The 13,350-nt window shown below is 74.8% G+C and carries 10 protein-coding genes; 5 read left to right on the plus strand and 5 right to left on the minus strand.

The window, feature by feature from the left end:
* Nucleotides 1–511 (plus strand): FHA domain-containing protein (locus ESG85_RS00010; RefSeq protein ID WP_164986120.1); only part of this gene is annotated, 511 nt, incomplete at its 5' end.
* A gap of 49 nt (nt 512–560) precedes the next feature.
* On the opposite strand, the gene ESG85_RS00015 is transcribed toward ESG85_RS00010, so the two are convergent.
* The gene (locus ESG85_RS00015; protein WP_128975910.1) at nt 561–1,526 is read right to left on the minus strand and encodes a methyltransferase domain-containing protein; all 966 of its coding nucleotides are present in this window, start codon (nt 1,524–1,526) and stop codon (nt 561–563) included.
* A 258-nt stretch (nt 1,527–1,784) separates the two neighbouring features.
* Between ESG85_RS00015 and ESG85_RS00020 the strand changes: the two genes are divergently transcribed.
* The 4 genes from ESG85_RS00020 (at nt 1,785) to ESG85_RS00035 (ending at nt 9,612) form a co-directional block, all read left to right on the plus strand.
* Nucleotides 1,785–2,189 (plus strand): globin, encoded by a 405-nt coding sequence (locus ESG85_RS00020; RefSeq protein ID WP_128975911.1) that lies wholly within the window; start codon nt 1,785–1,787, stop codon nt 2,187–2,189.
* A gap of 216 nt (nt 2,190–2,405) precedes the next feature.
* Nucleotides 2,406–5,705 (plus strand): ABC transporter permease, encoded by a 3,300-nt coding sequence (locus ESG85_RS00025; protein WP_128975912.1) that lies wholly within the window; start codon nt 2,406–2,408, stop codon nt 5,703–5,705.
* Between the two features lie 62 nt (nt 5,706–5,767).
* Nucleotides 5,768–8,644, plus strand: coding sequence for an FtsX-like permease family protein (locus tag ESG85_RS00030; RefSeq protein WP_128975913.1), 2,877 nt, complete (start codon nt 5,768–5,770; stop codon nt 8,642–8,644).
* Nucleotides 8,641–9,612, plus strand: coding sequence for an ABC transporter ATP-binding protein (locus ESG85_RS00035; RefSeq protein ID WP_128975914.1), 972 nt, complete (start codon nt 8,641–8,643; stop codon nt 9,610–9,612). The genes ESG85_RS00030 and ESG85_RS00035 overlap by 4 nt, the downstream gene beginning before the upstream one ends.
* A 102-nt stretch (nt 9,613–9,714) precedes the next feature.
* On the opposite strand, the gene ESG85_RS00040 is transcribed toward ESG85_RS00035, so the two are convergent.
* The 4 genes from ESG85_RS00040 to ettA all read right to left on the minus strand — a co-directional run bounded on the left by ESG85_RS00040 (nt 9,715) and on the right by ettA (nt 13,036).
* Nucleotides 9,715–10,137, minus strand: a complete 423-nt coding sequence (locus tag ESG85_RS00040; protein ID WP_181018920.1) for a GNAT family N-acetyltransferase — start codon at nt 10,135–10,137, stop codon at nt 9,715–9,717.
* A gap of 127 nt (nt 10,138–10,264) precedes the next feature.
* Nucleotides 10,265–10,942: a DUF8010 domain-containing protein gene (locus ESG85_RS00045; protein WP_128975915.1), complete on the minus strand. Its 678-nt coding sequence runs from the start codon at nt 10,940–10,942 to the stop codon at nt 10,265–10,267.
* Nucleotides 10,939–11,364 carry an acyl-CoA thioesterase gene (locus ESG85_RS00050; RefSeq protein WP_128975916.1) on the minus strand — a complete coding sequence of 142 codons (426 nt, stop codon included), beginning with the start codon at nt 11,362–11,364 and terminating at the stop codon, nt 10,939–10,941. The genes ESG85_RS00045 and ESG85_RS00050 overlap by 4 nt, the downstream gene beginning before the upstream one ends.
* Before the next feature lie 7 nt (nt 11,365–11,371).
* A complete protein-coding gene (gene ettA / locus ESG85_RS00055) occupies nt 11,372–13,036 on the minus strand; it encodes an energy-dependent translational throttle protein EttA (RefSeq protein WP_128975917.1) in 1,665 nt (554 codons plus the stop codon).
* Nucleotides 13,037–13,350 lie beyond the last annotated feature (314 nt).

The raw sequence follows: 13,350 nt of genomic DNA on the forward strand, positions 1-13,350 counted from the left end.
CGCCGGCCCGTACCCGGGCCCGGGCCAGGCCCCCGCGCCGGCTCCCGCGCCCCAGGGTCCGCCGCCGCAGTTCACGCAGCAGCCGCAGCAGCCGCAGCACCCGCAGGCCGGCTGGACCGCGGTGATCGGTCCCGACCGCGAGTACTTCATGGCGATGATGCACCGCAGCGGCCCGGAGGCCTCGGGGCTCAACCTGCCCGCGTACTCCCCCGAGCAGCACGTCCCGCTCCAGGGCAACCAGGTCAGCATCGGCCGCCGCCGGCACTCCACCGGCGAGTCGCCCGACATCGACCTGTCGGTGCCGCCGGAGGACCCGGGCGTGTCGCACCAGCACGCGGTGCTCGTGGCGCAGCCGGACGGCTCGTGGGCGGTGGTGGACCAGAACTCCACCAACGGCACCACGATCAACGGCTCGCCCGACCCGATCCAGCCGTACGTGCCGGTGCAGCTCCAGGACGGCGACCGGGTGCACGTCGGCGCCTGGACGACGATCACCGTCCGCCGCGGCTAGGGCGTCCCTTCGGGGAGTGCGCCGGAGGGTATCCGACCGTCCACCGTCCCTAGGCGTCCGGCAGGGGCCAGGCGTACGGCCCCTCCGGGTCGTCCAGCCAGGCCCACTGCCGTCCGCCGCTCACCGTCACCCCGAAGCGCTCCCGCTCCGGCCGCCGTTCGCGCTGCCAGAGCGAGAGCGCTTCGCGCGTTCCCAGGGACTCCCCGGCGAGACCGGTCAGGAACGCGAAGCGCTCGTCGTCGTACATCCGCCGGGGCAGGCCGCCGGTGCGCCGCGGAACGGACCGGGCGGAGCCGCCCCGCACGGCGAGGAAGTACGCGGAGGTGGCGAGGAACCGCCCCTCGGCGCGGTCCGGGCCCTGCACGGTCAGCAGGAGGAGACCTGTCGAGAGCGGGGTGAGGATCCGGGCGCCGGCCCGGCACTGCGCGAGCCAGGCGGACGGCACGGAGGGCATCGCGCAGGTCGCCACGATCCGGTCGTACGGGGCGTGCTCGGGGCAGCCGCGGGCGCCGTCGCGGGTGATCACGGCGGGCCGGTACCCGGCGGCGGCGAGGTGGGTCCGGGCGGACTCGGTGATCTCCTCGTCCAGGTCGACGGTGGTGACGTGGGTGTCGCCGAGGCGGTGGCAGAGCAGGGCCGCGTGGTAGCCGGTGCCCGCGCCGATCTCGAGGACGTCGTGGCCCTCGCGGACGTCGAGGTCCTCCAGCATCCGCGCCATGAGGGAGGGCTGGCTCGCGGAGGAGAGCAGCTCGCCGTCCCTGACCCGGGTGGCGAGGGTGCCGTCCCGGTAGGCCCCGCGCAGCCAGCGGGTGCGGCGGGCGGGGTCGGGGTCGCCGGACCAGAGGCGTTCGTAGCCGCCGGGCCCGGGGACGTAGTAGGAGGGCACGAAGAGGTGGCGCGGGACCCGGGCGAAGGCCTCCCGCCAGGCGGGGTCGCGCAGGGCGCCGTAGGCCTCGATCTCGCGCACCATCGCCCGGCGGGCCCGCGCGCCCTCCTCGGCGAACACGTCGCGCATGGCTCCACTGTCCTGCGCACCGCGCGGTTCCGGCCACCGCTCGCGTCCGGTCAGCGGGATCCGGTCACCGCCACGTTCCGGTCGCCGCCACGTTCCGGTCGCCGGGTCCGGTGGCCGGGTCCGGTGGCCGGTCGCCGCCACGTTCCGGTCGCCGGGTCCGGTGGCCGGCGGCCGGGTCCGGTGGCCGGTGGCCGGTGGCATCCGGACAGGGGTCCTAGACCTCCGGTCCTCCGCCGGGGCATCTGAGACGATGGAACGGTGAACGATATTCCGCGCGGCACGCTTCAGGAGCAGACCTTCTACGAGCAGGTGGGTGGCGAGGAGACCTTCCGCCGCCTGGTCCGGCGCTTCTACGAGGGCGTCGCCGAGGACCCGCTGCTGCGGCCGATGTACCCGGAGGAGGACCTGGGTCCGGCCGAGGAGCGGCTCGCGCTGTTCCTGATGCAGTACTGGGGCGGCCCGCGGACCTACAGCGACCACCGCGGTCATCCCCGGCTGCGGATGCGGCACGCCCCGTTCCGGGTGGACCGGGCGGCGCACGACGCGTGGCTGCGGCACATGCGGGACGCGGTGGACGAGCTGGAGCTCGCGCCGGAGCTGGAGCACCAGCTGTGGCACTACCTGACGTACGCCGCCGCCTCCATGGTCAACACCGCGGACTGAGCGGCCCCGGCCCGCCCGCCCCCGGAGCGACCCCGCACCGCGTGACCCCCCGCTCGCGGATGAACACATTCCGGTGACAAGGCACCGAATAACGGTCACGATCGCATCAAGGTGGCGACGAAAGCGGTTACCTGTCCCGATTGCCTCTGAAAGCATCCGATGACCGTTCGGGCGTGAACGCACGCCGTTCATCGGGATGTTCTCAGGGGGAATCGGGTGACGGGTTTCGTACTCCTTCGGGTCAGGGCCCACCGTCTCCTCCTCTCCGCGGCCCTCCTCGCCGTCCTCCTGACCACCTGCGTCCTCGCCACCCTGGCCGCCTTCTCCGGCTCCATCGGCGACGCCGCGCTCCGGAGCACCCTCCAGGGCCGGTCCGCGCCCGCCGCCGCGTTCCACGTCACCGGCCGGATACCCCTCGACCGGCGGGCGAGCGCCGACGCCGCCGCCCGCGCGGGCACCGCCGGGGCCTTCGACGGACTGCCCGCCACCGTACGGAAGCTGGAGACCTCCGGGCCGTACGCGCTGCCCCGCTCGCTCCAGTCGGCCTCGGCCCGGAAGGGCGAGCCCGACCTCACCAAGTTCGCCGCGCTCGACCGCTCGCGGATCGAACTGGTCAGCGGTGCCTGGCCGAAGGCCGGCGGCGCGCGCGACGCCGTCGAGAGCGCCGTGCCCGAGGAGGCCGCCCGTCTGCTGAAGGTGACGCCCGGCACCGTCCTCCAGCTCACCGACCGGCTCACCGGCACGGTCGTGACCACGCGCATCACCGGCGTGTACCGGCCCCTCGACCTCGCCGACCTGTACTGGGAGCTCGACCAGGCGCGCGGCCGCGGCGTGCAGACCCTCGTCTTCACCACGTACGGTCCGCTGCTGGCCGACCCCGCCGTCCTCGGCTCCGGCCGGCTCTCCCTCGGTGACACCTCCTGGCTCGGCGTCGCCGACTACACCGGCCTCACCACCGACCGGATGGCGGATCTGCGCACCGCCTCGACCGAGGTCCCGAAGGCGCTCGTGGAGGACACCGCGAGCTTCGGCACCACCGTCCACGCCGCCACCTCGCTGCCGACCGTCCTGGACCGCACCGACCGGGCCCTGCTGGTGTCCCGTTCCACGCTGTCGATCGTCGCCGTGCAGCTCGTGCTGCTCGCCGCGTACGCGCTGCTGCTCGTCGCCCGGCTGCTGAGCACCGAACGCTCCGGCGAGACCGACCTGTTGCGCGCCCGCGGCGCCTCGCGGCGACGGATCGCCGGACTCGCCACCGCCGAGGCGCTGCTGCTCGCGCTGCCCGCCGCCGTCGCCGCGCCGCTGCTCGCGGGCCCGCTGACCCGGCTCATCGTCTCCGGCACCTCGCTCGACTCCCTCGGCACCGGACTCGGCGTCAGCCCGCCGCCGACGGTCTGGCTGGTGGCCGCCGCCGTCGCGCTGTGCTGCGCCGCCGCGGTGGTCGCCCCGGCGCTGGCCACCGGGGACGGCTCCGCCGTGTCGCTGCGCAAGGGGCGCGGCGGCACCCTGCCCGCCCCCGTCCGGGCCGGCGCCGACGTCGGCCTGCTGGTCCTCGCCGGCGTCGCCTACTGGCAGCTCGACCGGCAGACCGGCGACGGCGGCGGCGCGGTCGCCGGGGACCGCTCCGGCGGACTCGGCGTCGACCCGCTGCTCGTGGCCGCCCCGGCGCTCGCCCTGCTCGCCGGCACCGTCCTGACGCTGCGTCTGCTGCCGCCCGCGGCCCGGCTCGCCGAGCGGCGCGCGGCCGGCGGGCGGGGCCTCGCGACGGCCCTCGCCGGCTGGCAGTTCAGCCGCAGGCCGCTGCGCGGCGCGGGCCCGGTGCTGCTGCTCGTGCTCGCCGTCGCCATGGGCATGCTGGCCATCGGCCAGCGCGACACCTGGGAACGCTCGCAGCGCGACCAGGCCGACTTCCGTGCCGGTGCGGCCGTCCGGGTGCTGAGCACCGGCACCAGCGACCTCGGCGCCACCGAGCACCTCGCCGCCGTACCCGGCGTCCGCGACGCCGCGCCCGTGCACCGTGCCGAGGCCGATCTCGGCGATCTCGACGCCACCGTGCTCGCCATGGACACCCGGCGGGTGGGCGACGGCATGCTGCTGCGCGCCGACCTCGCCGACGGCCCGGTCGCCGAGCGGCTCACCGCCATCCAGCCGAAGAGCACCGGCTCGCGCCCGGGCGTCGCACTGCCCGAAGGCGCCAGGAGTCTGACCCTCGACCTGCGCTCCACGGCTCCGCCGGAGACCCTGCCCGCCAAGGTCACCGTCGTCCTCACGGACGCGTACGGCGTCCCGTACCGCAAGGCGCTCGACAGCGTCCCACCCGACGGGCGCACCCACCGGATCACGGTCACCCTGCCCGACCGGTCCGGCACCGGCGTCACCCTGACCGGCATCGAGGCCGTCAGCGACGCGGGAACGGCCGGCTCCCACGAGCTCGCCGTCGCGGCCATCGGCGCGACCGGTGCCGACGGCTCCTGGAAGGCGATCGACACCCGCGGGACGCTGGCCGCCTGGGCCGGCGAACTCACCCTGCGGTCCTCCGACGGCGAGTCCACGGCCGCCGTGCCCGCCGGCCCGCCGGCCGCCGGCGTCCTCCACACCGTGCCCTTCGCCATCGCCGCCCCGGGCGAGGGCCCGGGCTACGCGGCCTACACCCTGGCGCTCTCCGCACCGGGCGGCACCCGGCCGCGGACGATCCCGGCGATCGTCACGGACGCCTTCCTCGCCGCCACCCAGGCGAAGAAGGGCGACACCGTCGACGTCACCGTCGGCAGCCACCCGCTGACGGTGACGATCGCCGACGTCCTGCGCGAGCTGCCCACCACCGGTCCCGGCGCCCGCGCCGTCAGCACCGGCCCGGCCGAGGCCGCGCCCAAGGAGGGCGGCGCGGTCCTGGTCGACCTGCACGCCGCCAACCTCGCCCTGGGAGGCCCCGAGGGAACGGTCCTCACCCCCACCGAGTGGTGGCTCACCCCCGAACCGGGCAGGACCGCCGAGGTCGCCAGGACGCTGCGGGCCCGCCCCGACGCCGACCCGGCACTGGTCCTCGTACGGGACGAGGCCGCGGCCGAGCTGCTCGGCGACCCGCTCGGTGCGGGCCCGAACGCCGCACTGATGGCCGTCGCGGCGGCAGCGGCGGCGCTCGCCGCGGTCGGCTTCGCCGTCTCCTCCGCCGGCTCCCTGCGGGAACGGTCCCGGGAGTTCGGCGTGCTGCGGGCGCTGGGCGCGCCACGCCGCCGGCTCGCCCAGCTGCTCGCCGCCGAACAGGGCCTGCTCGTCGGCATCGGCCTGCTCGTCGGCGTGGCGCTCGGCACCGTGCTCACCCGGGCGGTCGTCCCGCTGATCGTGCTCACCGGCCAGGCCGAACGGCCCGTGCCCGCCGTCCTGGTCGAGCTGCCGCTCGCCCATGTGTCCGCGCTGCTCGCCGCGGTCGCCGCGCTGCCGCTGGTGATCGTCGCGGTCATCGCGCTGCGCCGCACCGATCCCGCCGCCACCCTGCGCACCCAGGGGGAGCAGTGACCCCGCCCGCCCCAGCCGCCCCGAAGCCGTCGTCCACCCCCGCTCGCGGAAAGGCGAACGCCATGCCCCGCAAGCCCGCCCGCACCGTGGCCCCCTGGGTCCGCACCCGGCTGCGGACCGCCCCGGGCGCGGCCCTCGCCTACGGTCTCCTCGTCCTGGTGACCGCCTTCCTCACCGCTGCCGTGCCCCGTGCCGTCGACGCGTACGAGACCGAGGGCCTGTGGCACGCCGTCGCCGCGGCCGAGCCCCGGGACAGCGCGCTGACGCTGAGCACGACCGTGCCGGCCAGCCTCAAGCCGGAGCAGCAGCGGCTCGCGTTCGAGCCGGTGCGGCTCCGGGCCCTCCACGAGCGGCTGCTGCCCCTGCTGCCCGCGCCGCTGCGCGCCGACCCCGGACAGTCGGTGTACGGGGCACGCGCCACCAAGCGGCTGGCCGCCCCGGAGGAATGGCTGCCCCGGCCCGACGGCGTGGACCCCGAGTTCTTCCTCGACGCCCCGTCCGGCCTGGCCGAGCACTCCCGGCTCACGGCCGGCCGCATGCCCAGGACCACCGCCGACGGCGGCATGGAGGCGGCCGTCACCACCACGACCGCCGCGACGCTCCGGCTGAAGCCCGGCGCCGTCCTCCACCTTCCCGGCACGGACGGCACGCCCGAACCGATCACCGTCACCGGCGTCGTCGAACCGCGCGACGCCACCGCCCCCTACTGGGCGACCGACCCCGGCCTGCACACCCCGACCACCGAGGTCACCAAGGGAACCGAGCCGCGCACGTTCTGGGTGGGCACCCTGCTGCTGGCGCCCGAGAGCGCGCCCGGCATGCTCGACGCCCTCACCGAACCCGAGTTGTACTGGCGTTACGCCCCCGACGTCCGCCACCTCACCGCCGAGGACACCGACCGGCTCTCCGCGGCCGTCACCTCGGCCTCCGACGGTCCGGGCGCGGTGGCGATACGCGAGGTCCTCGGTCCCGGCGGGACGTTCGCGACCGACCTCGACAGGATCCTCGCCGGATACGCGGGCACCCGGAGCGCCATCGCCGCCGTCGTCGCCGTCGCCGTCTTCGGCATCGGCGCGGTCGCGGTCGTCGTGCTCGCCATGACCGGCGGCCTCCTCGTCGCCCGGCGGCACCACGAACTCGCCCTGATGCGTTCCCGAGGCGCCTCCCTGCCCGGCATCGGCGTACGGGTGCTCGGCGAGACCGCCACGGTCGCCGTCCCCGCCGCCGCCCTCGGTCTGCTGCTCGCCCTGCCCCTCACCGGCGGCGCCGGGTCCCGGCCGCTGCCCGCCTGCCTCGGCGCGGCGACGGTCGCCGCCGTCGCGGCCCTGATGCCGCCGCTGCGCGCGGTGTTCCTGCACCGGCGGCCCCAGCTGCACGGCGCGCGCGACGACCTGGTCACCGCCAAGCCGTCCGCGCGCCGCACCATCGTCGAACTCACCTTCCTCGCCCTCGCGGCCGCCGCGGTCGTCGCCCTGCGCCGCCGCGGCACCGACGACTCCGGTGACTACCTGGTCAGCGCCGCGCCGGTGCTCGTCGGGCTGATCGCCGCGTTCGTGCTCGTCCGGCTGTACCCGCTGCCACTGCGCTGGGCGGCCCGCCCCGCCCGCCGGCTGCGCGGCGCCGTCGGCTTCCTGGCGCTGGCCCGGGCCGGGCGCTCCGCGGCCTCCGGTGCCCTGCCGCTGCTGGCCCTGCTGGTGGCGCTCACCACGGCCGCGTTCGGCGGGGCGGTGCTCAGCGGGGTCTCCGACGCCCGCGACCGGGCGGCCTACCGGCAGACCGGCGCGGACGCCCAGGTGGCCGGCGACCCGGCCCCGACCCCTCTGCCGCCCGGGGTCGCCGAGAAGGTACGCGGCGTCGCCGGGGTCGGCGAGGTGTCGCCCGTCCAGGTCGAGTTCGGGGTCGGGGTGCCCTCCGGCCAGGGCACCGCCGACCGCGGCATGACCGTCCCGCTGCTCGGCGTCGAGCCCGCCTCGTACGCGCGACTGGCCGCCAGGACCGGCTTCGGCGCCTTCCCGGCCGAGCTGCTGAAGTCGACCGGCACGGGCGGGCCCGAGCACGTCGGGAACACCTCCCGGGTGCTTCCCGTGATCGCCTCGCCGCGGGTCGCCGAACGCATCGGCGACAAGCCCGGGGAGATCACCGCGGCCGCCGGGCGCTTCCATGTGAAGGTGGTCGCCGTCCGCGCCACCACCCCGGCCCTGCCCGACGCGGACTTCCTGATCGTCAACGGCGACGACCTCACCAACCGGGCCGCCACGGCGCTGTTCGTCACGGGCGGGCCGGACGGATCGCTGGACGGCCGCGGGCTGCGGGCGGCCGTCGCCGGGCGGACCGACGGCGCGGGAGCGGGGAGCGCGGCGAAGGGGACCGCGGCGGGCGGGAAGTCCGAGGGCGCCGGGAAGGCCGGGGCCGCGAAGACCGGGGCCGCGAAGATACGGGTCGCCCTGCGCGAGGAGGCCCGCGCCGGCTACGCCGACTCGCCGATGCAGACCGGAGCCGAGGGCATCTACCAGGCCGCCATCGGCGCCGGAGCGGGTTTCGCCGTCCTCGCCGTGCTGCTCAGCCTGCTGCAGAGCGCGCCCGAGCGCACCGCGCTGCTCTCCCGGCTGCGCACCATGGGCGTCACGCGACGGCAGGGCCGGCGGCTGCTCGCCCTGGAGGCCCTGCCGCAGGCGCTGCTCGCGGCGGGCGGCGGCGCGCTGGTCGGCTGGGCGACGATCGCCCTGCTCGCGCCCGGCGTCGACCTGCTCCGGCTGGCGCTGGGCATCGCCCCGGACGAACTCTCGGCGCTCGGCAGCTCGCTGTGCGCGGACGTCTGGTCGCTGGGCGTGCCGGCGGCCGGCGTGGTGGTCCTCACCGGCGCGGTGGCCGGTGTGCAGGCCTGGTGGGTGGCCCGCAGGGGCTCGGTCAAGGAACTCAGGGCAGGAGACGCACGATGACGACGACCTCGCAGACCGCCGGGACGACGACGCTGGAGGAGTTGGAGCGGCGCGCGACGGAGCGCCGGGACCGGCCCTCGTACGGCCATGACGCGCTGATCGCCTGCGACCGGCTGGTGCGGATCTTCACCACGGACGGGGTGGAGGTGCAGGCCCTGCAGGGCCTCGACCTCCTCGTCACCGAGGGCGAGCTGATGGCCCTGGTCGGGGCGTCCGGCTCGGGCAAGTCGACCCTGATGAACATCCTGGCCGGGCTGGACGTGCCGACGGCCGGCGCGGCCAAGGTCGCGGGCTGCGACCTGCTCGCCATGGACGGCAAGGCGCGGCTGCGTTACCGCCGCGAGGTCGTCGGCTTCGTGTGGCAGCAGACCGCGCGCAACCTCCTGCCCTACCTGACGGCGGCCCAGAACGTCGCGCTGCCCATGCAGTTGAAGGACGGCCGCAAGGGCGGCACCCGGCAGAAGGCGCGGCGCGCCGAGGAACTGCTCGCGATGCTCGACATGGCCGACCACGCCGACCGGCGCCCGCACCAGCTGTCCGGCGGCCAGCAGCAGCGGGTGGCCATCGCCGTCGCGCTCGCCAACAACCCGTCGGTGCTGCTCGCGGACGAACCGACCGGCGAGCTGGACTCGGCCACCGGCGAGCAGGTCTTCGCGGCGTTCCGCCGGGCCAACGAGGAGCTGGGCACGACGATCGTGATCGTCACCCACGACCAGGCGGTCGCCTCCGAGGTCCGCCGCACGGTCGCCATCCGCGACGGCCGCACCTCCTCGGAGGTCCTGCGGCGCACGGAGGTCGACGAGACGGGCCGCGAGTCCCTGGTCGCCCGCGAGTACGCCATGCTCGACCGGGCCGGCCGCCTCCAGCTCCCCGCCGACTACACCGAGGCCCTGGACATGCGCCACCGGGTGGCCCTGGAACTGGAACAGGACCACATCGGGGTGTGGCCGGACGACAAGGAGGGCTGAGGCTCCTCGGTCGGACCCAGCTCCAGCGGGGTCTGCGCGGTCCAGCGCAGCACCTGCGCCTGCGCTTCGGTCGGCGGGGCCGGCAGTGGGTCGGGCAGCGGGTCAGGCGTCGAGGAGCATGAGGCCGGCGGCCGTGGGGCGGACGCCGCACCGCTCGTGGAACTCCGCGAGGTGCGGTTCGAAGTCGACGTGCAGCCAGTGCGCCCCGCGCTTACGCGCGGCCCCGGCGGCGGCCCGTACGAGGGCGGCGCCGAGTCCCTGACGGCGCTCGTCCGGGTGGACGGTGGTGTCCAGCAGGAAGGCGTGCGCGCCGCCGTCGCCGACCACGTTCACGTAACCGACGAGCCGCCCGTCCCGGCGGGCGGTGACGTGCAGCAGCCGACGGGCGAGGACCGGAGCGAAGTCGGTGTCCCGGTGCCCGGGCCAGGAGGCGCGGAAGAGCCCGTTCAGCTCGGGGCCGGTGAGCTCGGGGCCGGTGAGCTCGTCGTCGACGAGGAGACGGAGGCCCGCGGAAGCGGGGGTCACGGGTCCGGGTGCGAGAGCCGCCGGCGCCGTGAGCACGGCGGATGCCGGGCTCACGGGCGCCAGCGGCGCCTGGGCGTCCGGGACGGCCGAGGCTGCTGGGGCTGTCGAGGCCGCTGGGGCGCCGAGGTCATCGGGTGGTGCCCGGTGACACGCTCAGGGAGATCGGGGCGGTCCGCAGCGCGATCGAGCCGTACGGGGTGCGGAGCCGGAGCCAGGGGCCGGAGGCGAACAGCGCCACCGGCAGATCCTCGTCCGGCAGCGGAGGCAGGAAGCCCAGCGACTGGGCCGCGTGCACGGCGCGCAGCGGCAGACCGGTGCCGGCCAGCGTCCGGGACCAGATCTCGCGGCCGACGCGGTCGCGTTCGGCGCGGGTGCGCCGTTCCTCGGGCAGGGCCTCGTCGCGGGTGCGGAACTCGGCCACGGCGGCGGTGACCGCACTCCGCATCGCGGCGACGGGCGGCAGCCCGGCGACCGGCTGCCAGCCGCCGCGGGGCGGCAGGACCCCGGCCCACGGCGGGCCGGTGACGGCGCCGGGGACGACCGCCTTGCCGGCCGACTCCTCGATTCCCTCGAGGAGTTCACCGGCGGAGACGGTCACGTCGAGGTCGACCGCGTCGACCAGCCGCGCCGTGCGGATGGCGAGCACCTCGAAGGACGGAGGCCGTCCGAACACGGCGACCGCGCCGCCGCCGGCCTGGAGACGGACGGCTGCGGCGCGGTCGTAGTGCAGCAGACGGCGCAGGAAGGCGGCGAGTCCCGCCGCCTCCCGGGCGTCGTCGAAGTGCAGCGGCGCGATGGCGGTCATCCGGAGGACGTCATCCCGTCGTCCATGTACTCCTTGAGGAACGACCGCTCCTCGTCGGAGATCCGCCGGGGACGCTGCTCGTTCAGGTCGAACGGGACGACGACCGTCGACGCCCGTACGTACGTGACGTCGGGGTCCTTGATCTCGTACGCGATCGTCAGCGAGGCCGCGCCCATCTTGGTCACCCACGACTCGACGGTCACCGGCTCGTGCCGGTGGACCAGCGGCCGCAGGTAGTCGATCTCGTGACGGGCCACGACGGACCCGCCGGAGAACGACGGGCTCCCGTCGCCCGGCGCCAGCCGGAACATGAAGTCGATCCGCGCCTCCTCCAGGTAGCGGAGGAAGACCACGTTGTTGACGTGGCCGAAGGCGTCCATGTCCGACCAGCGCAGGGGGCAGGAGTAGAGGTGCCGAGCCATCAGGTGATCAGCCTCGGGTCAGCTTCTTGTAGGTGGCGCGGTGCGGACGGGTGGCGTCCGGGCCGAGCCGCTCGACCTTGTTCTTCTCGTACGACTCGAAGTTGCCCTCGAACCAGAACCACTTGGAGTCGCCCTCGTACGCCAGGATGTGCGTGGCGACCCGGTCGAGGAACCAGCGGTCGTGGGAGACGACCACGGCGCAGCCGGGGAAGTCGAGGAGCGCGTTCTCGAGCGAGGACAGGGTCTCGACGTCGAGGTCGTTGGTGGGCTCGTCGAGGAGCAGCAGGTTGCCGCCCTGCTTGAGGGTGAGCGCCAGGTTGAGACGGTTGCGCTCACCGCCGGAGAGCACGCCGGCCGGCTTCTGCTGGTCCGGGCCCTTGAAGCCGAACGCGCTGACGTACGCGCGGGACGGCATCTCGACCTGGCCGACGTTGATGTAGTCCAGCTCGTCCGAGACGACGGCCCAGAGGGACTTCTTCGGGTCGATGTTGGCGCGGCCCTGGTCGACGTACGAGATCTTGACGGTGTCGCCGATCTTGATGTCGCCGGAGTCCGGGGTCTCGAAGCCCTGGATCATCTTGAACAGCGTGGTCTTGCCGGCGCCGTTGGGGCCGATCACGCCGACGATGCCGTTGCGGGGCAGGGTGAAGGAGAGGTCGTCGATGAGGACCTTGTCACCGAAGGCCTTGGAGAGGTTGTTGACCTCGACGACGACGGAGCCCAGGCGCGGGCCCGGCGGGATCTGGATCTCCTCGAAGTCCAGCTTCCGCATCTTCTCGGCTTCGGCGGCCATCTCCTCGTAGCGGGCGAGGCGGGCCTTGGACTTGGCCTGACGCCCCTTGGCGTTCGACCGCACCCACTCGAGCTCTTCCTTCAGGCGCTTCTGCCGCTTCTCGTCCTTCTTGCCCTCGACCTTGAGGCGCTCGGCCTTCTTCTGGAGGTAGGTCGAGTAGTTGCCCTCGTACGGGTGGGCGCGGCCGCGGTCGAGCTCCAGGATCCACTCGGCCACGTTGTCGAGGAAGTACCGGTCGTGGGTGATGGCGACGACGGTGCCCTTGTACTGGGCGAGGTGCTGCTCCAGCCAGTTCACCGACTCGGCGTCGAGGTGGTTGGTGGGCTCGTCGAGGAGCAGCAGGTCGGGCGCCTCGAGCAGCAGCTTGCAGAGCGCGACGCGGCGCTTCTCACCACCGGAGAGGTTGTTGACCGGCCAGTCGCCGGGCGGGCAGCCCAGGGCGTCCATGGCCTGCTCCAGCTGGGCGTCCAGGTCCCACGCGTTGGCGTGGTCCAGGTCGTCCTGGAGCTTGCCCATCTCCTCCATGAGCGCGTCGGTGTAGTTCGTCGCCATCTCCTCGGCGATGGCGTTGAACCGGTCGAGCTTGCCCTTGATCTCGGCGACGCCGTCCTCGACGTTCTCCAGGACGGTCTTGGACTCGTCCAGCTTCGGCTCCTGCATGAGGATGCCGACGGAGAAACCGGGGGTGAGGAACGCGTCACCGTTGGAGGGCTGCTCCAGACCGGCCATGATCTTCAGCACGGTGGACTTACCGGCACCGTTCGGGCCGACCACACCGATCTTCGCACCGGGCAGGAAGCTCAGCGTCACGTCATCGAGGATGACCTTGTCGCCGTGCGCCTTGCGCGCCTTGCGCATGGTGTAGATGTACTCAGCCAAGAGAAACCGTCCGGCAAGGAGTGAGTGGGCAGATAGACCCCATCTTGCCTGACCGGCCCCCCAAGGCGGAAACCAGTACCGCGCCGACCGCCTGACCTGCGACTGTTCGGCGGGCGGTTGTGCCCGCACGGTCACCGTGAGTGGCACGGGCCGCGCAGGACGCGAAGGCGGGCGGGCGGCGTGACGCGCGGCGTGACGGGCGGGGTGCCGGGCGCGAAGCGCCGCTGCGGAGAGCCGGCGGGCCGGCGGCGATGGGCGGGGGGTGCCGGGCGCGACACGCCACTGCGGAGGGCGACCGGCGGGGGGCGACGGGC

The sequence above is a fragment of the Streptomyces roseicoloratus genome (assembly GCF_004117935.1).
In the GTDB taxonomy this organism is placed as follows: domain Bacteria; phylum Actinomycetota; class Actinomycetes; order Streptomycetales; family Streptomycetaceae; genus Streptomyces; species Streptomyces roseicoloratus.

Excerpts from the sequence above, each read along its gene's own strand:
- ESG85_RS00015 (WP_128975910.1), bottom strand. The coding sequence starts at position 1,526 with ATGCGCGACGTGTTCGCCGAGGAGGGCGCGCGGGCCCGCCGGGCGATG.
- ESG85_RS00030 (WP_128975913.1), top strand. The coding sequence starts at position 5,768 with ATGCCCCGCAAGCCCGCCCGCACCGTGGCCCCCTGGGTCCGCACCCGG.
- ESG85_RS00035 (WP_128975914.1), top strand. The coding sequence starts at position 8,641 with ATGACGACGACCTCGCAGACCGCCGGGACGACGACGCTGGAGGAGTTG.
- ESG85_RS00045 (WP_128975915.1), bottom strand. The coding sequence starts at position 10,942 with ATGACCGCCATCGCGCCGCTGCACTTCGACGACGCCCGGGAGGCGGCG.
- ESG85_RS00050 (WP_128975916.1), bottom strand. The coding sequence starts at position 11,364 with ATGGCTCGGCACCTCTACTCCTGCCCCCTGCGCTGGTCGGACATGGAC.